20 protein-coding genes are annotated in these 22,870 nt (G+C 70.7%); 14 read left to right on the top strand and 6 right to left on the bottom strand.

Annotation, left to right across the window (positions count from 1 at the left end; translation table 11 throughout):
* From OM076_RS43075 to OM076_RS43040, 8 genes are all read left to right on the top strand, one after another.
* On the top strand, positions 1-1,897 hold a 1,897-nt coding region (locus OM076_RS43075; protein ID WP_270046402.1), incomplete at its 5' end, for a PAS domain S-box protein.
* A gap of 386 nt (positions 1,898-2,283) precedes the next feature.
* Positions 2,284-4,419, top strand: coding sequence for an endolytic transglycosylase MltG (gene mltG, locus OM076_RS46615; RefSeq protein WP_270046401.1), 2,136 nt, complete (start codon positions 2,284-2,286; stop codon positions 4,417-4,419).
* On the top strand, positions 4,419-5,213 hold the full coding sequence (gene aroE, locus OM076_RS43065; RefSeq protein WP_270046400.1) for a shikimate dehydrogenase: 795 nt from the start codon (positions 4,419-4,421) through the stop codon (positions 5,211-5,213). Before mltG ends, aroE begins: the two co-directional genes overlap by 1 nt.
* A gap of 80 nt (positions 5,214-5,293) precedes the next feature.
* Entirely contained in the window at positions 5,294-7,012 is a 1,719-nt protein-coding gene (locus OM076_RS43060; RefSeq protein ID WP_270046399.1) for a GspE/PulE family protein, read from the top strand.
* 62 nt (positions 7,013-7,074) lie between these two features.
* On the top strand, positions 7,075-8,172 hold the full coding sequence (locus OM076_RS43055) for a type IV pilus twitching motility protein PilT (RefSeq protein WP_270046398.1): 1,098 nt from the start codon (positions 7,075-7,077) through the stop codon (positions 8,170-8,172).
* Positions 8,172-9,383 carry a type II secretion system F family protein gene (locus OM076_RS43050; RefSeq protein WP_270046397.1) on the top strand — a complete coding sequence of 404 codons (1,212 nt, stop codon included), beginning with the start codon at positions 8,172-8,174 and terminating at the stop codon, positions 9,381-9,383. Before OM076_RS43055 ends, OM076_RS43050 begins: the two co-directional genes overlap by 1 nt.
* Before the next feature lie 64 nt (positions 9,384-9,447).
* Positions 9,448-9,816, top strand: coding sequence for a TA system antitoxin ParD family protein (locus OM076_RS43045; RefSeq protein ID WP_270046396.1), 369 nt, complete (start codon positions 9,448-9,450; stop codon positions 9,814-9,816).
* Positions 9,813-10,388, top strand: coding sequence for an ATPase (locus OM076_RS43040; protein ID WP_270046395.1), 576 nt, complete (start codon positions 9,813-9,815; stop codon positions 10,386-10,388). The genes OM076_RS43045 and OM076_RS43040 overlap by 4 nt, the downstream gene beginning before the upstream one ends.
* A 65-nt stretch (positions 10,389-10,453) precedes the next feature.
* Here OM076_RS43040 and OM076_RS43035 read toward each other — a convergent pair whose 3' ends face one another.
* The 3 genes from OM076_RS43035 to OM076_RS43025 are packed head-to-tail and all read right to left on the bottom strand — an operon-like array spanning position 10,454 to position 12,263.
* A complete protein-coding gene (locus tag OM076_RS43035) occupies positions 10,454-11,125 on the bottom strand; it encodes a DCL family protein (protein WP_270046394.1) in 672 nt (223 codons plus the stop codon).
* 35 nt (positions 11,126-11,160) lie between these two features.
* Positions 11,161-11,661, bottom strand: a complete 501-nt coding sequence (locus OM076_RS43030; RefSeq protein WP_270046393.1) for a hypothetical protein — start codon at positions 11,659-11,661, stop codon at positions 11,161-11,163.
* Between the two features lie 5 nt (positions 11,662-11,666).
* Entirely contained in the window at positions 11,667-12,263 is a 597-nt protein-coding gene (locus tag OM076_RS43025; RefSeq protein ID WP_270046392.1) for an HD domain-containing protein, read from the bottom strand.
* 106 nt (positions 12,264-12,369) lie between these two features.
* Between OM076_RS43025 and OM076_RS43020 the strand changes: the two genes are divergently transcribed.
* From OM076_RS43020 to OM076_RS43010, 3 genes are all read left to right on the top strand, one after another.
* Positions 12,370-13,560 carry a Vgb family protein gene (locus tag OM076_RS43020; RefSeq protein WP_270046391.1) on the top strand — a complete coding sequence of 397 codons (1,191 nt, stop codon included), beginning with the start codon at positions 12,370-12,372 and terminating at the stop codon, positions 13,558-13,560.
* 20 nt (positions 13,561-13,580) lie between these two features.
* Positions 13,581-14,819, top strand: coding sequence for an NHL repeat-containing protein (locus OM076_RS43015; RefSeq protein WP_270046390.1), 1,239 nt, complete (start codon positions 13,581-13,583; stop codon positions 14,817-14,819).
* Between the two features lie 65 nt (positions 14,820-14,884).
* Complete coding sequence (locus OM076_RS43010; RefSeq protein WP_270046389.1) at positions 14,885-16,027, top strand: hypothetical protein; 1,143 nt, start codon at positions 14,885-14,887, stop codon at positions 16,025-16,027.
* Between the two features lie 3 nt (positions 16,028-16,030).
* Here the strand turns inward: OM076_RS43010 and OM076_RS43005 are convergent, their stop codons facing one another.
* The 3 genes from OM076_RS43005 to OM076_RS42995 are packed head-to-tail and all read right to left on the bottom strand — an operon-like array spanning position 16,031 to position 18,108.
* Positions 16,031-16,729 carry a YceI family protein gene (locus tag OM076_RS43005; RefSeq protein ID WP_270046388.1) on the bottom strand — a complete coding sequence of 233 codons (699 nt, stop codon included), beginning with the start codon at positions 16,727-16,729 and terminating at the stop codon, positions 16,031-16,033.
* Positions 16,730-16,769: 40 nt separating this feature from the next.
* Positions 16,770-17,909 carry a lanthionine synthetase C family protein gene (locus OM076_RS43000; protein WP_270046387.1) on the bottom strand — a complete coding sequence of 380 codons (1,140 nt, stop codon included), beginning with the start codon at positions 17,907-17,909 and terminating at the stop codon, positions 16,770-16,772.
* A complete protein-coding gene (locus OM076_RS42995) occupies positions 17,884-18,108 on the bottom strand; it encodes a hypothetical protein (RefSeq protein WP_270046386.1) in 225 nt (74 codons plus the stop codon). Before OM076_RS42995 ends, OM076_RS43000 begins: the two co-directional genes overlap by 26 nt.
* Positions 18,109-18,168: 60 nt before the next feature.
* On the opposite strand from OM076_RS42995, the gene OM076_RS42990 reads away from it, so the two are divergent.
* From OM076_RS42990 to OM076_RS42980, 3 genes are all read left to right on the top strand, one after another.
* Positions 18,169-19,650, top strand: a complete 1,482-nt coding sequence (locus OM076_RS42990; protein ID WP_270046385.1) for a TIGR02677 family protein — start codon at positions 18,169-18,171, stop codon at positions 19,648-19,650.
* The gene (locus tag OM076_RS42985; RefSeq protein ID WP_270046384.1) at positions 19,647-20,846 is read left to right on the top strand and encodes a TIGR02678 family protein; all 1,200 of its coding nucleotides are present in this window, start codon (positions 19,647-19,649) and stop codon (positions 20,844-20,846) included. The genes OM076_RS42990 and OM076_RS42985 overlap by 4 nt, the downstream gene beginning before the upstream one ends.
* The coding region (locus OM076_RS42980) for a TIGR02680 family protein (protein ID WP_270046383.1) at positions 20,843-22,870 on the top strand (2,028 nt) is incomplete at its 3' end. The genes OM076_RS42985 and OM076_RS42980, both read left to right, overlap by 4 nt.

Below are 22,870 nucleotides of genomic sequence, written 5' to 3'. Positions count from 1 at the left end.
TCCGTCGCGTGACGACGTCGCCGGCCGCGGCGAGCTCGACGAACTCCGCGCCCGCGTCGACGGTCTTCCGTCGCGTGACGACGTCGCCGGCCGCGGCGAGCTCGACGAACTCCGCGCCCGCGTCGACGGCCTCGCCTCAGGTGACGACGTCGCCGAGCTTCGCTCCTTCGTCGACGGTCTCGCCTCGCGTGACGACGTCGCCGGGCGCAGCGACCTCGACGAGCTCCGCGCCCGCGTCGACGGCCTCGCCGCCCGCGACGAGGTCGCCGACCTGGCCGCGCGCCTCGACGGCCTCGCGACCCGCGAGGACCTGGCGACGCTCGCCGACCACGACGAGGTCGTCGAGCTGGCCGCGCGCCTCGAGTCGCTCGCCGCCCGCGACGACATCGCCGAGCTGCGCGCCCGCCTCGACGGCTTCACCGGTTCCGACGGCGCGGTCACCCGCGACGAGCTGACCGCGCGCCTCGACGGGCTCGCCAGCGCCGAAGACCTCGCCGCACTGCGCGACCGGCTCAACGCCCGCGAGGACGTCGGCCTCGCCCAGCAGGCGCTCACGGCGGCCGAGGATGCGCTGGATCGCATCGCGCTCGTCGATCGCGGCGCCGGTTCCGTGCTCGCCGACGTGCGCGCGCTGCGCTCGACCGTCGACGAGGCGATCTCGCTCGCCCAGGGCGCGCAGGAGAGCGGTCGCCAGGACTCCGAGGAGCTGCGCGGCCTGATCGCGCGCCTCGGCGGCGAGCTCGAGGTCTCAAAGAGCCAGGCGCACGGTGCCGAGACTGAGGCGCTCGGAGCGCGTCAGGTCGCCGCCGCCGCCGGCGACGCGGCGACCGCCGCCCGCGACGACGCCGCCCGCGCCCGCGAAGAGAGCGCGTCCACGCGGCGCGACCTCGACGCGCACAGCGAGCGCACGGCGGTGCAGCTGGAAGCCGTCCGGGCCGAGGCGCGCAATGTGGGGGAGGGGCTCGTCGAGCGCCTCGCCGCCGCCGATCATCTGGCGGGCGCGCTCAAGTCCGAGCTCGGCGCGAGCCGCGAGCGCCTCGACGCCGTCGGCTCGCACGTCGAGCGCCTGGGGACCACCGTCAGTGAGACCAGCGCGCTCGTCGACACCGAGCGCCGTGCCGGCGAGCAGCGCACGGCCGCGCTGCGCGCCGAGCTGAGCGAAGTCCGCCACGTCGCCGAGACCGCCGCGCGCGGCATCGAGTTCCTGCGGGCGGAGCTCGCGGGCGCCCGCGAGGCCGCCGAAGCCGCCCGCGCTGCCGCGAACCAGGGCGACGAGCGGATCATCGCGCTGCAATCCGAGTTGACGTTCGCGCTCAAGGGCATCGACGAGCTCAAGCAGGGTCTCAGCTCCGCCGGCCAGGCCGCGGTCATCGCGCGTCGCGAGGCCGAGTCGGCACGCAAGGCCGCGCAGCACGTCGGCGACGGCTCGACCGAGCGCGTCACCGAGGTCTTCCAGCAGATCCTCGGGCTGGCCGCCGCGCGCAACCAGCCGGCGCGCCGTCAGGCGACCGTCTCCAGCCCCGCCACCAAGCCCGAGCCCGTCAAGCGCGAGCCGCGCCACGGCTTCGACGACGCCGTCCAGCCGATGGCGATCCTCGCCCTCGACGGCAAGTTCAAGGAGCTCAACCCCGCCTTCACCAAGCTCGTGGGGTACAAGGAGCACGAGTTCACGAAGGCCGCCTGGCCGTCCCCGCACGACCGTCGCGACTACAAGGAGCAGCTCGAGCAGCTCCGGCAGATGGGCATCGGCGAACTGCGCGAGGCCGAGGTTCAGAGCACCTACATGCACGGCCAGGGCCTGATGGTCCCGGTCGTCGGCCGCCTGTCGGTCGCCAGCGCCGAGGACGGGACCCCGCAGCACCTCCTGCTCGTGGCCGAGGACCGGCACACGACCTAGGGATCGACGACTCGGCACCGGCAACGATCAGCCGAGGGGCGAGGGGGTGCTGCACAAACGTTTCCTCAGGGGACGCATTTGTGCATCACCCCCATCAACGCGCCACGTCGAACAGTCGAATACGCGCGACAGGCCCGCACTCAGACGAGCTGAACGCGCATGGTCGACCACGGGGTTGCGGGGCGCGCGCGAGACGTGCTTCGGCGGCTCGAGAAGGGCCGCATCAGCGCTCTCAAGGTCACCTATCGCGCCAACCACCGAGCCGGAGGTCCCCTGCCGAACGCGGCTCTGTCAGGAACGCTCGCTAGGATGCCCGGCGGTCGCTGACCCTGTCGCCCCTCGGGAATCCGCCCGGCGCGCCAGGGCAGCACTCCGCCGGTTTATCCGTGTTCGGCAAACGCTCGGACCAACCCCGCACAGCTGAGGACCGCGCCCGCGCCGCGGCCAATCGCGCTGCTCGCCGCGCGGGTAAGCCCCTGCCGCCAGAGGCGTTCGAATACACCGTCCGCCCGCCGGACGTCGAGCCGCACGAACCGCTGCACGAGGAGGAACCGGAACCGGTCGCGTGGGAGGAGCCGCCGTCCGAGGCCGCTCCGCCGCCCGCCGAGGCCGCGGGCGCCGACGAGGCCGCCATCGCGCCGCGCGCCGACGCCTCGCCACATGCCGACGCCGTGCGCGCCGGCGACGATGCGCCGTTTGACGCCGCAACGCCGCGCGCCGACGACGCCGTGCCACGTGCCGACGCCGTGCGCGCCGACGACGACGCGCCGTTTGACGCCGCAACGCCGCGGGCCGACGACGCCGTGCCACGTGCCAACGTCGTGCGCGCCGACGACGACGCGCCACGCACCGACGACGACGCGCCACGCGACGACGACGACGCGCCACGCGACGACGACGACGCGCCGCGCGACGACCTCGCCGCAGCGCCGCTGCCCGTCGCCGACGCGATCGCGGACGAAGTCCCCGAACCGGCCGCCGAACCTCACACCGAGAGTCACGAAGCAGACGTTGCAGCGAACGGCTCCGCCGTCGACGATGCCGCCCGCGCCGCCGCGGCTGCCGAGGCTCGTGCCCTGCGCGAGAACGCCGGCAGCGCCAACCCGCGCGACGAGGCACCGCGCGACGAAGTCGTCCATCAGCCCACGGTCGAGTACACGCCGTTCCAGACCGAGGAGCACGCGATCCCCGCGCCACTCGGCGAACCGAGCGACGACGAGCCGCGGCTGGTCGCGGCCCGCGGCTTCCCGGGCGACCACGATGAGGTGCACGCGTTCGCCACGTCGCGGCCGGAGACCGCCGAGCACGACTCGGCGTTCGAGACCGGCGAGCATCATCCGCCTGAGGAGACCGAGGTTCGGCCGCCCGTGCCACTGCGAAAGGCGCCTGAGCGCCCGGCCGAACCGGCGCGCCGGCGCGCCGCCCCGAACGCTCCGAAGGGCCGCTCCCGTCCGCCCAAGGCGCCGAAGGGCCCGCGGCCGAAGGGCGCTGCGCACTGGGGCCGGCGGATCTTCACGCTCGTGGTCGTCCTCGTGTTCGCGGCGGTGCTCTACGCGTTCAACCAGACCTTCCAGCCGTTCCACTCCGACGGCAGCGGCTCGGCGATCGTCAACATCCCGCAGAACACCGACGCCGGCGAGATCGCGAAGCTGCTGGAGCAGCAGGGCGTCGTCGACTCGGCCCGCTTCTTCGAGCTGCGGGCCACGCTCGGCGGTGAACGCGGCAACCTGCGCCCGGGCCACTACGTGCTCAAGAAGGACATGACCAACGGCGCGGTCATCGCGGCGTTGACCAAGGTCCCGGAGAACCCGAAGGCCGCGCCGACCGTCAGCGCGACGATCATCGAAGGCCCGTCGATCAAGGAGAACGCGCCCGTCGTCGACAAGTCCAAGAAGGTCGAGGGCAGTTACGCGAAGGCCGCGGACTCGCCCGCCGTGCTCAAGCGGATCCGTGAGCTCGGCGCGCCCAAGGGCACCAAGACCGCCGAAGGCTTCCTGTTCCCGGCGACCTACACGCTCAAGGTCGGCGCGCCCGCCAGTGAGCTCGTGAACGAGCAGCTCGACGCCTTCGAGGAGAACTTCAAGAAGGTCGACATGAAGTACGCCAAGAGCAAGAAGCTCACGCGCTACGACGTGCTGATCATCGCGTCGATGATCGAGCGCGAGGCGCAACTGGCGCGGGAGCGCCCGCTCGTGTCCGCGGTCATCTACAACCGGCTCAAGCAGGGTATCCCCCTAGGGATCGACGCCACGACGCGCTATTCGACGAACAATTGGACCCGCAAGATCAAACAGTCCGAGCTCGACAAGGACGAGCCGTACAACACGCGGCTCAACCGCGGGCTGCCGCCGACGCCGATCGGCAACCCCGGGCTCGCGTCGATCAAGGCCGCCGCCAAGCCGTCGAACAAGAAGTACCTGTTCTACGTCCGCAAGCCCGGCAAGTCGGGCGAACACGCCTTCTCCAGCACCGACGCCCAGTTCGAGAAGGACGTCGCGAAGTACAAGGCCGCCAACGGCTGATGATCCGCCTGGGGGTGTGCGGCTGGCCGGTCGCCCACTCACGCTCGCCGCGGATGCACAACGCCGCGCTGGCCCAGCTGGGCCTGGATGACTGGCACTACCAGCTCCTGCCGCTCCCGCCGCACCTCTTCACGGAGACCGTCAAGGCGCTCAAGCCGCTCGGCTTCAGGGGCGTCAACGTCACGATCCCGCACAAGGAGCAGGCCCTCGCACTCGCCGACGAGGCGACCGAGACCGCGAGGGCGATCGGCGCCGCGAACACGCTGACGTTCAACGACGACGGCACCATCCACGCCGATAACACCGACGCGCCGGGCTTCCTCGCCGCGCTCAACCGCTCCGCCTACGACAAGACCGCGCTCGTACTGGGCGCCGGCGGCTCCGCCCGCGCCGTGCTGTACGCGCTCAAGCAGGCGGGCGCCAAGGAGATCCACCTCTGGAACCGCACACCCGCCCGCGCGCAGGCGCTGGCGGAGGAATTCGGCGCCTCGCTGGGCGTCGCAACCGCCGACATCGTCGTCAACACCACCTCCGTCGGGCTCCGCGACCCTGAGGAGACGTTCAAGGCGCTCCCCATCGTGGCCGATGAACTGGGTGCCGGATGCACGGTGGTGGACATGGTCTACCGGAACGGCGGCACGCTCCTGCTGAACACCGCTAAGGCGAACGGCGCGGACGTAGTCGACGGACTGGAGATCCTGGTCGCCCAAGGCGCAGCGTCATTGGAACGCTGGACCGGCCGGACGGCTCCCGACAAGGCGATGCGGGAGGCCGTCACAGACATCGCCCGATGAGCTCAACTTTCGACACCGCGACCAAGCCACGACGTGGCAACGGCATCACCACACCATCCAGGCGTGGCGGTTCCGGACGCGTGCTCGCGGACGTCATCGTCGACCTCGGTTTCATCGATCGCGGGACGATGGATGAGGCGGTCGACCGCGCCACGGAGAGCGGCGGCGCGCCCGAACGCATCCTGGTCGCCGACGGCCAGCTCTCCGACGACCATCTCTCCCGCGCGACCGCTGAGCGCTTCGGCCTCGACCACGTCGACCTGAAGCTCTACCGCGTCGATCCCGACGCCGCCAAGCTCGTCGCCCCCAACGCGGTCCGCCGCTACCAGGCGGTGCCGGTCTCCTTCGTGGGCGATCGCACGCTGCTCGTGGCCATGGTCGATCCCGCGAACGTGCTCGCGATCGACGACATCGCCGTCATGACGGGCTACGAGGTGCGCCCCGCCGTCGCCTCGCTGGCCGACGTCGAATGGCTGCTGGAGCGCCTCGAGGACCCGGACTTCGGCGTCGGCGCGACCGCCCCCGAGGACTTCGACGACGACCCCGAGGCCGATCAGTCGCCCGCCGCCGCGGAGCGCCCGCCCGCGCCGATCTACGACATGCGCGAGAACGCGCCGATCAACTTCGGCGTCGGCGGCGAGGACGCGTCGGTCATCCAGCTCGTGCACCGGGTGATCAAGGAGGCCGTCGAGCGCGGCGCCTCCGACATCCACTTCGAGCCGCAGGAAGACGAGATGCGCGTCCGGTATCGCATCGACGGCGTGCTCCAGGAGGCCGCGACCGTCCCGTCCAGCGCCATCCCGGCGGTCACCTCGCGCATCAAGATCCTCTCCGACCTCGACATCGCCGAGCGGCGCGTCCCGCAGGACGGCCGCATCTCAATCGAGGTCTCCGAGAAGCCCATCGACCTCCGCGTCGCGACGCTTCCCGCCAGCTACGGCGAGAAGGTCGTCATGCGCATCCTGGACCAGAGCAAGGTCATGATCCAGCTCGAGCAGCTGGGCATGCTCCCGCAGGCGCTCGAGCGGTTCACCAAGGCGTTCGGCCAGGCGCACGGCGCGGTGCTCGTCACCGGCCCGACCGGCTCCGGCAAGTCGACCTCGCTCTACGGCGCGCTCAACCAGCTCAACACGATCGAGAAGCACATCATCACGATCGAGGACCCGGTCGAGTACCAGCTCCAGGGCATCACGCAGGTGCAGGTCAACAACAAGGCGGGCCTGACGTTCGCCTCGGGCCTGCGCTCCATGATGCGTGCCGACCCAGACATCATCATGGTCGGCGAGATCCGCGACCGCGAGACGGCGCAGATCGCCATCGAGGCCGCGCTCACCGGCCACTTGGTCTTGAGCACGCTGCACACCAACGACGCCCCGGGCGCCATCACCCGCCTGATCGAGATGGGCGTCGAGCCCTTCCTCGTCGGCTCCGCGGTGGACTGCGTCGTCGCCCAGCGCCTCGCGCGGCTGCTCTGCGAGGAGTGCAAGCAGCGCACGACGATCACGAGCGAGGTCATGCGCGCCAACGGCTTCAACGTCGGCCTCGACCTCGAGGCCTACGAGCCCGTCGGCTGCGCCCGCTGCGGCGGCTCGGGCTACAAGGGCCGGATCGGGCTCTACGAGGTGATGTGGGTGAGCGACGCGATCCGCTCCCTCGCCGTCTCCCGCGAGCCCGCGGAGACGATCATGCACGCCGCTGTGCACGAGGGCATGATGCGCCTGCGCGAGGACGGCCTAGAGAAGGTCCGCCGCGGCATGACGTCGATCGCCGAGATCGCCCGCGTCGCCGGCACGCGCTAAGCGCGCCTAGGGCTTTCACCCCACTTCAGTCCATCGGCTCGGATGCCGATGACAAGGGTGGCATGAACTTCGATTTCGCGGACATCCTGCTCAAGGTCGTTGAGCACAAGGCATCCGACCTCCACATCACTTCGGGCGCCCCGCCCACGATTCGCGTCCGAGGCTCGCTCGTCCCGCTCGAGGGCATGCCGAACATGACGCCGACCGACACGCGCGAGATCGTCTACGCGATCCTGAGCTCCTCCCAGCGCCAGACGCTGGAGACCGACTGGCAGCTCGACTTCGCCTACAGCGTCCCGGGCGTCGGCCGCTTCCGCGTCAACACGTTCTTCCAGCGCGGCACGCTCGGCGCCGCCTTCCGCCTGATCCCGTCCGAGACGGTGCCGATCGAGAAGCTCGGCCTGCCGTCGGTCGTGCGCGAGTTCGCCAAGAAGCCGCGCGGGATCGTGCTCGTGACCGGACCGACGGGCTCCGGCAAGTCGACCTCGCTGGCATCGCTGATCAACGAGATCAACGAGACCCGCGACGATCACATCCTCACTATCGAGGACCCGATCGAGTTCCTGCACAAGCACAAGCGCTGCCTCGTCAATCAGCGCGAGATCGGCCAGGACGCTCCGTCCTTCGCCACCGCCCTGAAGGCCGCGCTGCGCCAGGACCCCGACGTGATCCTCGTCGGCGAGATGCGCGATATGGAGACGATCGGCACGGCCCTGACCGCGGCCGAGACCGGCCACCTCGTCTTCGCGACGCTCCACACCCAGGACGCGCCGCAGACGGTCGACCGCATCATCGACGTCTTCCCGCCCGCCCAGCAGGGCCAGATCCGCGCGCAGCTCGCGATCGGCCTCCAGGGAATCGTCACGCAGACGCTGCTGCCGACCGCCGACGGCCAGGGCCGCTGCGTCGCGGCCGAGGTGCTCGTCCCGACCCCGGGCGTGCGCAACCTGATCCGCGAGGGCAAGACGCACCAGATCTACTCGCTCATCCAGACCGGTGCCGCCGAAGGCATGCAGACGATGGACTCCTCGCTCGCAGCGCTCGTCCGCGCCGGCAAGATCACGATGGCCACGGCCGAGTCGCGCTCGTCGCAGCCGGTCGAGATGCGCCGCCTCGTGCAGGGCCTGAACACCACCAACGGCAGCATGGTGGGTGTCTGATGGGCGCCGCAGTCTGGACCTACAAGGCCGTCGACGGGGCGGGCGTCCCGTCAAAGGGCCAGGTCTCCGGCCCGACCAAGGACGCCGTGACCGAGGAGCTGCGTTCGCAGGGCCTGAAGGTCATGGAGCTCAGCGAGAAGAAGAACGTCCTTCAGGCCGATCTCTCCTTCGGTCGCGTCAAGGCCGCCGAGCTGACGGTCATGACCCGCCAGTTGGCCACCATGATCAGCTCGGGCATGACGCTGCTACGTGCCTTCTACGTGCTCGAGGACCAGCTCGAGAACAAGAAGCTCAAGGAGACCGTCGGCGCCGTCCGCGAGGACATCGAGGCCGGCCTCGCGTTCTCGGACGCGCTCGCCAAGCACCCGAAGATCTTCTCGCCGCTGTACGTCGCCATGGTGCGCGCCGGTGAGACCGGCGGCGTCCTGGAGGCCTCGCTGGACCGGATCTCCGACCAGCTCGAGAAGGACGACGAGCTGCGCCGCCAGGTCAAGGGCGCGATGGCCTACCCGATCGTGGTCCTCACCTTCGCGATGTGCGTCCTGATCGGCCTGATCGCGTTCATCGTGCCCGTCTTCGTCAAGGTCTTCGCCGACTTCGGCGGCGACCTGCCGATGATCACCAAGGTCACGGTCCAGATGTCGAACCTGGTCACCGGCCGGTGGTATCTGCTGATCGCCGTCGCAATCGGCGGCCCGATCGCCTTCAAGAAGTGGCGCAAGTCCGAGAGCGGCCGCAAGCAGTGGGACCACGTCCGGCTGAAGTTCCCCTTCAAGATCGGCCAGACCGTCCAAAAGATCTCCCTGGCCCGCTGGTCGCGCACCTTCGCCGCGCTCTACTCCGCCGGCGTGCCGATCATGCAGGCGATCGAGATCACCGGCCAGACCTCGGGCAACTGGGTCGTCGAGAAGGCGATGGCCGACGTCATCGAGTCCGTCAAGTCCGGCGGCTCGCTCACCGATCCGCTCAAAGAAGCCTCGATCTTCCCCTCGATGGTCGTCCAGATGATCGCCGTGGGCGAGGAGACCGGCAACCTGGACGCGATGCTCACCAAGGTCGCCGACTTCTACGAGGCCGAGGTCGCGGCCGCCGTCAAGGCGCTCACCTCGATCCTCGAGCCGGTGATGATCATCCTCGTGGGTGGCATCGTGGGCTTCATCGTCATCGCCATGTACATGCCGATGTTCAAGGTCTACGACGCGATCAAGTAGCCGCGTGGTCATCATCGAGCCCGCGACCGGTTGATCGGCTGTAGCAGAGTGCTACGCTGAGGCTGTGGCGACGATTCCCACACGGATCGATCAGGCGTTGTTCGACGCCGCCAAGGCGGCCGGCGAACTTCAGAGCCGAAGCGCCGCTCAGCAGCTTGACCACTGGGCGCGGATCGGTCGTGAGCTGGAGTCCTCACCGGCGGTGACCCATGACGCGATCGCTCGCGTCCTAGCCGGGCAGTCGCCGTACGACGCTCTCGGCGACCGCGAACAGGCGATGGTGCGCGCGGCGTGGGATCAGCAGCTCACCGAGCGCATCGGCGGGCTGGACTTCGAGGATCGGCTGCGGACCGGCGGCCGCCCCTGGCCCGAGGCTGACGCCGACGGCAACGTCGTCATGCGCGACGCTGGGCCCTCCGGCCGCGGTGCGTGAGCAGCCCGGTCCTGTACGTGCTGGCCGGCCCGAACGGGTCGGGCAAGTCCACGTTCGCCCGTGAAGTACTGCAGCCGGTCACGCACCTGCCGTTCATCAACGCCGATGAGATCGCCGCGCAACGGTGGCCCGGTCGTGAAGAGCAACACGCCTATGAGGCCTCCTCGGCAGCGGCGGCCGCCCGCGATGAGGCCTTCAGCCGTCGCGAGTCGTTCATCACCGAGACGGTGTTCAGCCACCGCAGCAAACTCGACCTGGTCGCTCAGGCCGTCCAGGCTGGCTACTTCGTCGAATTGCACGTGATGCTCGTGCCTGAGGACCTGGCCGTGGCGCGTGTCGCCTACCGCGTCACCGATGGCGGACACACGGTGCCGGAGGACAAGGTTCGGCAACGCTACCGACGCCTGTGGGAGCTCATCGCCCAGGCGCGGCAGATTGCACACCGCTCACGGTTTTACGACAACTCCCGCAGCTCAGCGTTCTCGCCGGTGGCCATCTACGAACTCGGACGCCCAGTCGGCACATCCGCATGGCCCGCATGGACCCCGGCCGCGCTCACCACCGGGCCGTAGTTCGTCATGATTCGTGGCTTCGGAGACGTCGGCCGCGCCTAGTGTGAGCACCGTGTCGCCGGCGCTCACGGCGTCGGCGCCCGTGGGCCGCGCTTTCGAGCGAGGTTGGCGTGCGCCGTGGTCAGGCGCAGGACCGCATGATCGCGATGGTAACTCTTCCATCGCCGGGCGAGATCGCGGTCGCTGAAGTAACGGCGGGTACCGGCGTCCGTGATCTGCGGAGGCGGCAATCGGGTCCCGATTCCCTCTTCGGCGAGGAAGTTTCGTGCCATCTGTCCGAATGTCGGGTCGGCATGGTCGGCGTGGGCCGCTTCCTTCGTCAGCGGGACACCCGTGATGGCGCAGATGACGGTAGTTCTATCAGCGAACTGCTCGCGCACGAAGTCGTTGCGTTGATCCTCGACCTCACAGCGCATCGCGCCGAGCAGATCGTGCCGGGGGCCAGTGAGCCTGAGCGCCTTAGCGGTCGACCAGTCGTTGTGTGTGCCATCGGTGCGCCACAGCCAGAAGCATCGGCCGCCACGTCGATCCGCCTCGCGCGTGAAGTGCGACACACCGCAGCCGATCTTTGTCACGGCCTCGGGGTGCAGGTCGAGCAGGTCGCACAAGAACTGCTCGTCGTCGCTCTCGATTCGCTGGCCGTCGACGTAGCGGTCGAGCATGTCCGAGACATATGCCCGCGCGTCCGTCTTCGTGGCGAACTGGTACTGCCCGATGACCACTGGGATCCGAGACATGAACTGTTCATCGTATGGCCGGCGCCATTCCCGGGCTATCGCGGAAGCACAAGCTGAGAAAGTGGCGGTCCGGGCGCGGTGTAGCGCTGCCCCGGCGGGCAGGCCTCGTAGCTGCCATAGACGGGCATCGTGTCCGACCGCTGCGGCTCCGCCCAGTCAGCCCGATCCTGGAGATAGGGAGCGGCAGCCGAGGTGTGCGTGAACAGCAGCCGCACCTCCTGAGGTTCGGGCGGGTCGAAGTCGATGACCGCGACGACAGGCCCCGCCTCCACAGCTTCGAGCTCGCCCTCCATCAGCGCGTCGGCGGTCAGCTCCACCTCATCCGCCACCCGCTCCCGGAAACGCGTTCCAAACCGCCACGGCGGTCGCAGCCATCGCGGGACCTCGCCGTAGTCCTCATAGACCGGAAGCGCGAAGACCTGGAACACGTACGCGGCAGCAGCAGCGTGCCGCTGTGCTTCGCGCCGGCTCGTGTACAGCGCCCAGACCTCGAACGGGTGCCCCTCGGCCCACCCGACTGCGAACGCCGCGCGCAAGGCCGCTAAGCGTCGAGGGAGTTCGCGGCGATGCGATCGGCGAGGCCGGCAGTGATGGCGGCCGCGGCCGCGCACCCGGGCTTCCGGCCGGCCTGGTCCTGGAACGCCGCAAGGAACTCAGCGGCGAGGTCCAGCCGCGGGAAGCGCTCGACGACCTCGGCCCGGAACGCCGCGGGCCAGGTGTCGGCATTGCGGCCGGCGATGTCGAGCCCGGTCCCCTCGCACAGGAGATGGCCCTCGATGTCGAGCGAGGGATCGACCTCAGCCCACATGTGGCGGACGATGATGTCCTTGACGCGGGTGCGGCGCTCCGGCGGCCAACCCGCGCCGGCGGCGAACACCCATCCGACGTCCCCGCCCGCATCCTCGAACGGCGCGCGGTAGTTGTCGAACGCGGGCACGAGACCGAGGTCGTGCAGCATCGAGGCGACGTAGAGCAGTTCGCGGTCGTAGGCGGCGCCGGTCAGCTCGCCCAGGGCCGCGGACCACAGGTACGCGCGCTCGCAGTGGTTGACCAGCGCGGCGGAGCTGTAATGCGTGACGACCTCGCGAGCGGCGTGCGTCGCAAGGGTGTCGGGCGGAAGCAGGTCGGCGACCCTCACGTCAGCGCCCGATTCTAGGCCTTGGCGCCGACGCCCTAAAACCCTCGGGTACCCGTCTAGGGCTCACCCGCTTGTGCCCGGGGTCTCACGTCGTGAGGATGGCGCCATGACGCCCACGCTGCCCAGCACACGCCGGTTGCGAAGTCTCGGGACCGTCGTCGCGGTCGCGGTCGCCTTCCCGGCCACGGCGCTCGGCGCGCAGACCCCGGGCCCGCGGGTGATTCGGATCGACGCTGCGACGGGCGCCAAGACCGTGCTCGCCGGCGGCGGTCCGTGGACGACGCTGAACGCCGTCGCGGTCGGGCCGTCCGGAACCGTCTACGTCGCCGACCAGGGCGGCATCTACTCGCTCAGCGCCCCGGGCTTCGCCGTCACGCCGCTCGCAAAGGCCGGTGCGAGCAGCCTGCTGATTTCCGGGTCGACCCTGTACGCGGGTGGGAGCACCGGGGTTTCGAGCATCGACGCCAACCCGCCGTTCACGCAGACGCTCTTCTCGCCCGAGCACGTCCGTGGGTTCGCGGTCGTCGGCTCGACCCTGTATACGACGACGGACCCGGCATGTGCTCCCGACGGCCACAACGCCGCGGTGGTCGCCATCGACACCACGACCGGGAGCCGACAGACGGTCGGTGACCTCGGCTGCGGCTATCCGTCAGCGATCGTCGCCGCGCCGAATGGGACCCTGTTCGTCGGCCGGGTGGATGTCAACGGCTCGTCGAGCGGGATCGTCCGGCTCAACCCGGTCAGCGGCACGGTCACGCCGGTAGCCACGGGCGGCAAGCTGCGCGCGCCGGCGGGTATCGCCATCACCTCGTCGGGCGACCTCATCGTCGCCGACGCCACGAGCGGCGTGCTGCGGATCTCGACCGCGACCGGCAAGCAGACCACGATCGCGTCCGGTGGCGACTTCACGCAGTCCGGCTCGGTCGCGCTCGACCCGAGCGGGAACATCTACGTCACCGCGTCCGGCACGGCGACGTTGAAGGCGACGGCGAAGGCCCGCCAGCGCTTCTCCTCAGGCATCCGCGTCAGCGTCACCTGCCGCCCGCGCTGCGGTCTCGCCTACCGCATGACGTTTCCCGGCCAGTCCTACGCCGGCACCGGCTTCGAGCTCATCGACCGCCCCGGCACCAAGTGGACGTTGCGGCTGAAGATGGGTGCGGAGACCAAGCGCCTGCTCTCCAAGACGCTGCGCCGCAAGCGGTCGATGAAGGTCAGAGTCAAGCTGGTGCCGCTGGACGGCAACCACCAGACCATCGGCAAGGAAGTCAACCTCACCGTGGTCCTCGCCCGCTGATGCCTTCGAAAGGACACGTGATGTTCGTCCAGACACGGCGGTTCGCAACGGCCCTGGTGGCCGCGGCCGCGGTCGGTTTCCCGGCCACGGCACTGGGCGCGGATCCCGCCAGCCCGAGAGTGATCCGGATCGATCCGTCGACGGGCGCGCAGACCGTCCTCGCCGCCGGCGCGCCCTGGGGCCGGCTCACCGCCGTCGCGGTCGCGCCGTCCGGCACGGTCTACGTCGCCGACGACCGCCCGAACGCCTCCGGCATCTACTCGCTCACCGCCCCCGGGTTCGCGATCACGCCCTTCGCGACGACGGTCCCGACCGAGAACCCGGTGGACCTGGCCGCCACGGACACGACGGTCTACTCGCTCGACGGCCAGGCCGGCGTGGTGAGCATCGACGCCGCGGCACCCTTCGCGCAGAAGATCCTCTCGCCCTTTCAACCGGTCGATGAGGGCGGCCCGCTGAATCCGTACTCGTTCACGCTCTCGGGCGCGACGCTGTATGGGGTCTCGCCCTCCGATTGCCTCGGCGAGGACTCCGCGGGGGAGAGCAGCTACGCCGGCGTGGTCGCCATCGACACGGCGACCGGCGACCGGACGTTCCCCTCCGATCTCGGGTGCAACGATCCCGGTCCGGTCGCGGCGACTCAGGACGGGAACCTGCTGATCGCCTTCCCGGCCGGGGACCGGTACCCGGCCACGATCGTCCGGATCACGCCGGCCGGCGGGGCGAGCGCGACGATCGCCAAGGGCGGCCTGCTGCGCGACCCGGTGGACCTCGCCGTGACGCCGTCGGGCGACGTGATCGTCGCCGACCTCACGAGCGGCGTGCTGCGGATCTCGCGCGGCAAGCAGTCCGTGGTCGCCGCCGGCGGGAACCTCAACGGGGTCAACGGCGTCGCGGCCGACGCGGCCGGAGCGATCTACGCCATCGCGCCGGGCGGTCCGGCCGCGGTGTTGAACGTCTCGGCGCCCGGGCGCGAGCGCTTCTCGAAGTCCGGCGTGGCCGTCACCGCGTCCTGTCGCCCGCGCTGCACGCTCGGATACTCCATGCGGTACTCATTCTCGGAGCGGAAGGGCTCGCTCGCCCGCGTCGGCGCCAAACGGTCTGTCCGGTTGAAGTTCCCGGCGCAGATCCAGCGCAGTGTCGCCAAGCGCCTGCGCACCTATAAGACGGCCGCGGTCACCGTGACCATGCGACCGGAGGACGGCCGTGGCAAGGCGCTCGGGCAACCCATCACGATGACCGTGACCCTCACGCGATGACCGGCACGGATAATCCGGCATCCGGTGTCTTAGTGCCGGCCCCAAGCGTGTGGTAGGACCCGTTCGTGTCCTCTCATGAACGCCTCCGGCGGCGCGCGGCTCCACCGGAGTCCGAGCAGGCGCAGCACCCCGGGTCGTCGCGGCGCCCGCCCAACGTCGCCGCCCTGCTGGCGCTCCAGCGCAGTGCCGGCAATCGCGCCGTGATCTCGCGGTTGCTGGCCGACGACGCGATCAACGAGGTCAAGATCCCGCAGTCGTACGCCGATCGCAGGCTCCACTGGGACGGCACCTATCAGAACGAGGACGCGCCGGAGCAGCGCGTCTTCGACATCATCACCGGTGGCGGCGGCCGCGAGCACTTCAAGACCGGCCTCAACTATCCGCTGCTGTCGCAGGTCACCACGGTCGCTGACGCCGAGCTGGGCGTCCGGGGCGCGAAGGTGTGGGACAACAAGGGCGACAAGGGGTTGGGTGGCACGTTCAAGGCGGCCGCGATCGACACCCACAAGCTTCTGCACCACTACGCGGACAACCAGATCAAGACGGCCGCGGAGGCCACCATCGACCTGGTGATGGACCCCGAGGACTATCTGCCGGAGGCGCCCGATCTGCCGGATGCCCATGTAGCCGTCAATTCGCCGAGAAAGGGTGAGGAGACGAAGGCCGCCCAGGAGCGGGCGAGACAGGAGCGCGAAGCGAGCCGCGGCAACAAGGGCGGCAAACGCAACAAGCCCAAGGAATCCGCCAACCCGGTGAAGACCTACTGGGAGTTCATGTGCGTGTTGATCGCGCTGCTGAAGATCGAGGGCTTCGCCTGCGCGAAGGTCGCCGCGCTGGCGGCCCAGCCCCCGACATCGCTGCTGGCGGGCGTGCAGGTCATGCACGACCACTACATGGGCCTGAACGTGCCGCTCCAGTACGACGACTCGTCCGCCCGCCGCGCCGTCATGAACGACTGGGGCTATCAGATGGTGTTCGCCGGCCGCAGCAGGTGGACCGAGCTTCCAGGCCGCGTGGTGCTGACGCCGGGCGCCTACATCTTCGACATCAAGGGTCACACGGTGTACGTCGACGTGCTGAAGGACATCGGTCCGAAGACGAAGATCGGCGACGTGAAGCAGTTCTTCAAGTGCAACTCCGACCCGAAGAACTTCAGCCTGGACGAGTTCCACGTCGACCAGCGGGTGAGCTACATCTGGAAGAAGTGACCGTCAGCCCTGAGCCAGCTTGAGATCGAACTCGAGCGTGGCCGTGTCCTCGACGCTGACGAAGCCGGCCACGCTCGGAGCGGTCATGCCGAAGTCGCCCCAGGGGAAGCTGAGTGAGCCGACGGCTTCCAGCGTCGAGCCGGATCGGCGGACCTGGAGCGGGATCGTCACCCGCTGCTTGACGCCGTGCAGCGTCAGATCGCCGGTCGCGTCGACCTCCTTCTTGGTCAGCGCGATCGGCTCGGCGAGGACGAACGTCGCGGTCGGGAACCGGTCGCTCTCGATGCCGATCGACCGGATGCGCTGATCGCGGCGGTCCTGGTCGCTGGTGAGCGTCGAGACCTCGATCTTGAAGGACGCCTTCGTGATCTTCAGGGCGTCGCCGTCGCCCGTGGACTCGGCTTCGCCGGTGATCGCCGACGTGCGACCGACCGCGTCGTTCTTGGCGGGCAGGAACGCGAGCTTCTCGCGCACGCGATAGCCCGCCTCCGAGCCGTCGGCGATCGCCCACGTCGTCGTGCCGGCGGCGGCGGAGGCCGTGGCGGTCGCCGTCGCGGCGGGTGTAGCCGCGGTGTCGCTGAGTGTGAACTTGTCCGGCGAGTCGGTCGGGAAGAGCACGAAGTAGGCGAACGCGAACGCGCCCACCGCAAGGACGACGAACCCGCTCAGCACGTACAGCAACGTGCGCCGTTTCTTCAGCATCCACTCACCATGACGCTGGTTCCTGGCAGCAACCTGGGAGTCAGAGCCAATCCAGCGACGGCATCCCGGGACGGCCGTCGAGGCAGCTCTTCGCCACCACGGCCGCGCCGAGGTCGCCCGTCCAGAGCGTGTAGCGACCGAACCCATGGCGCGCTCGCTCGCGCTGCACCTGCTCGAGCGCGTGGACCGCGAAGCGCCGCGCCCGGTCCAGCCAGCGCTCATCGCCCGTGCGGTCCAGCAGCGCGAGGAAGGCGACGGCGTTCCCCGCGGTGCCGTGACAGAGGCCGAGGCCCGTGGCGAGCGAGCCGGCGCGCCAGGTCAGCTCGCCCGCCTCGCTCAACAGCGCGCCGAACGCCTCGTCCTCGCGCCCGAGCGACGCGAGCGAGGCCACCATGCCCGGCGCCCCGTGGCACCACTGGACCCGGATCCGGTCGCGGTGGGCGAGGGGACCGGGGTTCGGGGCCCAGTTGGCGAGCCCGTCCGCGCGGAAGGCCAGCGCCGTCGTGGTCTCGATCGCGCGGCGTTCCAGCTCGGCGGCTCGCGTGTCGTCCAGCAGGTCGCGCCCGAGCCAGAGCGAGCGCACGTTGCCCGCGAAGCCGTGTGCCGGGCCGATGTAAACGCTGATCGTCTCGTACATGTCCTGCGTCCACAGCTCGCCGGCCGGCCAGCGTGCCCAGAGCTCCTCGGCGCTCGCGCGCCACGCATCCGCCCAACGTTGCTCGCCGGTCGCTTCGTAGGCGTACAGCGCGGCGAGCATCGTCCCCGGCGCGCCCCACATAAGCTCGTTGGTCGGGTTGCCGACGTTGCGCAGGATCGCGTCATGGAGGCGGTCGTCGATCTGCCGGGAGGCGAGCAGGATCCCCGACTCGCCTATGAGGTAGCCCGGCACGACGCCTGGCCAGTCGGGCTCGGCGAGGTAGTGCGCGTAGAGGTCGTGGCTCGGCGGCTCGAAGCCGAGCGTGCGCAGCCCCCAGACCATCCCCGCCGCGCCCATGTAGAGGCCGTGGCGGACGTAGTCCTCGTCGCCCTGGTCGTAGTCGGAGGGATGCATCGGCCACAGCCCGTCGTCCCCGACGGCGGCGACCGCATCGTCGGCGATCCGCTCGATCTGCGCGCCTACCCACGCCTCGTCCCACCCGCGCGCGGTCAGTGGCTCATGGAACTCCGGCGAGAACAGCACACACGGCATTCTGCCCGGCCGCGCCGCGGCCGGGCAGGACGTGGGTCGCTACGCGCCGGTCGCGGCGATATAGGCCGCGGCCACGGTGCCGTTGGGTGCCGGGTTGAGCAGCGACCTTGACGCTGCCGTCGCCGCGCGCCTCGGCCTCGCCCTTGCTGATGACCCACGGCGCGCCGCCGGGCTTGACGCCGAACAGCACCGGGCCGATCGGGCCCGCGTCACGGTGGAGCCGTCCGCCGCGCCTCGTACGTTCGGGGGCGTGGAATCCGGATCGATCAGGGCGGTCGCCTACGCCAATTACCCGAACGTCGCGCTGCACCGCGCGGTCATGCGGGTGCTGATCGACAACCGCGCGCGAGGGGCGAAGCTGCGGCTGAGCCTGACCGAGATCACGGCCCGGCTGGCCCTCGACGTCACCCCTGAGCAAGTGGCGGGCTCCTTGCGTGAGCTCGAGGAGCTCAAGGTCGTGGACTCGATGCAGAGCTTCGAGCGGGTCAGGACCGCCGCGGAGCTGCGCCACAACCACTTCTCCTACGACGCGACCGGGCTGGGCGAGCGGATCGAGCAGTTCTTCGACGAGCTCGGCGGCCTGGTCGAGGCAGTCGGGAGCCTGGATGCGAACCGGCTCGCGCGGATCCGCGCGCTCCTGGCGCAGCTCGTGCGGCACGCGGAGCTCTCCCCGCACGAGCTGCAGAGCACCTTCACCGAGCTGCACGCCCAGTTCGAGGATCTCCGCGCGGGCGCGGCCCAGTTCATGCGCGAGCTGTCGGCGACGATGGCCTCCAACGACGCGATCGACGAGGCGACGTTCGCCGACTACAAGCGCAAGGTCGCGGACTACTTGAGCGGCTTCTGGCGGGAGCTCGGTCAGCACGCGGACGCGATCGGCGCCCACGTCGCGGCGCTGCACGCCGACCCGGAGGGCGAGGCGGCGATGCTGCGCACGGTCGCGTCGCTCGCGGTCGCGCCGCATCCGACGCTGACCGAGGAGGAGATCCTGGCGCGGCGGATCGCGATTCTGCGCCGCCAGTGGGCGGAGATCTCGACCTGGTTCGGCGGCCGGGACTCGCAGCTGCATTCGCTGGACACCCACCTGCACGCGGCGATCGACTGGATCCTGCGCGGCGTCCGCCGCCTGCGCGAGCGGCGCGTCCAGCGGGTGAACCGCTCGTCCGAATATCGCGCGTTGGCGGCGCTGTTCGCGGCCGCGCCCGACGAAGAGACCTGCCACGCCATCCACGCCGCCGCGTTCGGGCTGCACGGCGTGCGTCACCTGTCGGTGCCCGAGCTGGACCCGGATTCCGTGTCCCCGGGCGAGTCGTGGTGGGACGCGCCGTTCGCACCCGTCCAGGGCTTCCTGCGCCGGCCCGGCCGCGGCGAGGTCGCCGTGGGCCGGATGGCGCCGATCGCGGACTCGCGCGAGGCCCACGCGATGGCGCTGGACGAGGAGCTCCGCCGGCGCGCGCTGGTGTCCGAGCTGCTGGACCGGCTTCCCTCCGAGCCCGCCCGCTTGTCTGCGCTGCCGGTCCTGGACGAGTCTTCGTTCGACGTCCTGCTCGACGCGCTCGGGATGGCGATGTCGACCGGGTCCGTCGGCTACTCCGACGACGGCACACTGCAGCTGACGGTGCTCGACATGGGCGAGGCGCTGCCGGTCGCGGCGGTGCGGATCGGCGACGGCGGCGTGCTCGAGAGCCCGGACCTGCTGATCCAGGTCGGTCGCGCGGGGGTCGGTTCGTGACCGCGCTCGACGCCGAGGAGCTCGAGGAGCGGCTGCGCGACGCGCGGCGCGCCCTGTTGTCCCGCCCGCTGCTTTTGGCGGGAGATCCGGTGTTCGGGACGGTTCGCGCGCACGCCGAGCGGCTGCGTTCGGAGTTCCAGCGCGAGCTCGGCTACGAGCTGGTCGTCCGCGCGGGGCACGCCCGCCTGCGCAAGCGCTCGCACGAGCTGCGCACCGATCGTCCTGCCCGGATCGCGCGCAGCGGCCATCCCGACACCTGGCAGCCGTTCACCCGCCGGCACTACGTGCTCTTCGCGCTGGCGCTGGCCGCGTGCGAGCGGGCGCGGGCGCAGACGACGATCGGCCTGCTGGCGGAGGAGGTGCGGTCGCTCGCGGCCGAGGACGGGATCGCGCTGGACCTCGAGCGCCTGGAGGACCGCCGCTGCCTCGCCGACGTCTTTCAGTTCCTGAGCGGCCTCGGCGTGTTGGTGGCGATCGCGGGTCACGCCGACGGGTGGGTGCGAACCGGCTCGGAGGAGGACGAGACGCTGTTCGACGTCATGCACTCGCCGCTGGACGACCTGATCGTCGCGCCGCGGGTGGTCGGGGCGCGGGAGGCGCGGGATCTCGTGTACGGCGGCGTCTACCCGGGCGGCGAGGAGGGCGATGCGTTGCGGCGCAGCCACCGCGTGTCGCGGCGGCTGGTCGAGGACCCGGTGCTGTATCTGGCGGAGCTCTCGGACGCCGATCGTGCGCACTACCTGAAGGTCCGCGGCTCGCGGGATACGGGGTTGGCGGCGTGGCTCGGGCTCGAGGCCGAGCGCCGGCGCGAGGGCACGGCGCTGATCGACGGCTCGGCCGAGCCGCTGACCGACGTGCGCTTTCCGGCTGCCCGGCCGTGGACGCGGCAGGTCACGCTGCTGCTCGCGGAGGCGATCTGCGGGCGGGTGCGGGGCGGTCAGTCGCGGATGACGCTCTCAGACCTGGTCGCGGATTGCTCGGCGCTGCACGCGCGGTGGGGCGACGCGCTGTGCGGGGAGGAGCCGGAGGAGATGGCCGCGCGGGCGGTCGAGATCCTGGCGGCGATGCGGCTCGTGCGCGTGACCGGTTCCGAGGTGGTGCCGTTGCCGGCGATCGCTCGCCTCAACTACGTGGATATGACCGAGGCGCAGCAGCGGCTCGACGATGAACTGACGTTCGCTCTGGAGGACCTGTGACCGAACGCTTCAAGCTGATGCGCTGCGGGCTGATCAGCCTGTTCCATTACGCCAACCAGGTCTTCGACGCCGAAGACGGGCACCTGCTGCTGCGCGGCTCCAACGGCTCGGGCAAGTCGACGGCGATGGAGCTGGTGATGCCGCTGCTGCTCGACGGCAACCTGAGCGCCTCGAACCTCTCGACGTCCGACGGCCAGCGGTCGATCGCCTACCACCTGCTCTTGGACGGCCTGTACACGCGGCGGCTCGGCTATTCGTGGGTGCAGTTCGCGCAGTTGGATGCGGACGGCTCCGAGCGCTGGGTCACTCTGGCGCTGGGCGTGAAGATGTCGGCGGACACCCGGCATGACCCGTGGTTCCTGGTCTGGGACACGCCGGTGATGATCGACCCGCACGTGATGCTGGTCCGCGACGACAGCGCGCCGCTGGGGCGCAAGGACGCGGCCAAGCTGCCCGACGTCGAGGTGTTCGACTCCGCCGAGGAGTACCGCGCGCGGGTCAACGGGCTGCTGTTCGGCTTCTCCGAGCGGCGCTACCTGGCGATGATCAAGCTGATGCGCCGGCTGCGGTCGGCGCAGCTGGGCAAGTCGATCGACGTGGGGCAGACGACCCAGCTGCTCGAGCTCGCGCTGCCGGAGATCGACGCCGAGCTGCTCGGCGGCGTCGGCGGCAAGCTCGACGAGCTCGAGTCGCTGCGGGTGGAATTGGCGGCGCTGCGCGAGGCCGACGGCGCGGCTTCTGCCTTCGTGGCGCGCTATCGGGACTTCGCGCGCGGCGTCCTGGCGCGCGAGCTCGGCGCCGCGGAGGACGTGGTGCGCGCCGCGCGGCGGGCGGCGAAGAAGGAGCTCGAGCTCGACGGTTTGCGGCACCTGGCCGAGGATGCCGTCGCCCGTGCCGAGCGCGATCTGGTCGCGCTGGGCGAGGACACCGCCCGCACGCAGGGCGAGCTCGAGGCACTGCGCGCATCGGAGCGCTGGCAGGCCGTCGAGCAGGTCGATGTGGCCCGCAAGCAGGCGTCCGACCAGCAGGAGCGGGCGAAGCGCGCGGAGGCGCGCGCCGCGGAGCTGCTTTCTGAGGTGACAGAGAGCGCTTCGTCGTTGGCGGCGGCCGCGCGTGAGCTGGCCTCGGCGGAGGTGTCCGTCGCGGACGTGGGGGAGACGCTGCGCGACGCGTGCGCGCGGGCGGGCTTCGCGGATCTGGTGGAGCTGCCGCTGACCGTCTCGGGCGTCGAAGTGCTCGACGGCGCGCGCCGCGCGCGCCGTGGCGCGGTGCGCGGCCTCGTGGAGTTGGAGACGGCCGCGACGCGTGCGCGCGAGGTCTCGGACCGCGCGCGAGGCGCGTTGGAGGCGGCGGAAGCGTCCGAGCGCGACCTGCGCGGGCGTCGCGACGAGCTCGAACTCGCGCGCGAGGGCGTCCAAGCCTCGTTGACCGCGGCGGTCTCGTCGTGGGTGGACGAGCTCTCCGAGCTGCGCCTGGACCGGGACGAGCGCACGGCGCTCTTGCGCCGCGCCGAGGACCTCAACGACCGCCGCCGCGACCTGGCCTCCGCCCTCGAGGGCCCGGTCCTGCGCGCCACGCGGGAGCTCGCCGTCGCTGAGGAGCAAGCCCGCGCCCAGCGCGCCGAGCTCTCTGAGCGGTTGACGGTCTTGGCCGGCGAACGCCGCGACCTGAGCGCGGCGAAGGACACCCCACCGCCGTTCGCGCCCTGGCGCGACGCCTCGCAGGCGGGGACACCGCTCTGGCGCTTGTGCGACTTCGCGCCGCACCTCGACGACGCAGCACGAGCGGGACTGGAACGCGCGCTGGAAGCCACAGGCCTCCTCGACGCGAGGGTCGACGAGACGGGAACGCTGCGCGCGGAACACGGACAGGTGCTGCTGACCGCCGCGGGCGCGGATTCGCCGTCGGGCCGTGCCGCCGCCGCGGGCGCGGATTCGCCGTGGGGCCGGGCCGCCGCCGCGGGCGCGGATTCGCCGTCGGGCCGTGCCGCCGCCGCGGGCGCGGATTCGCGGTCGCGGCCCACC

It is taken from the genome of Solirubrobacter ginsenosidimutans (assembly GCF_027587205.1).
The sequence above is the reverse complement of the archived record's forward strand: the minus strand, read 5'-3'. Positions and strand labels throughout refer to the sequence as shown.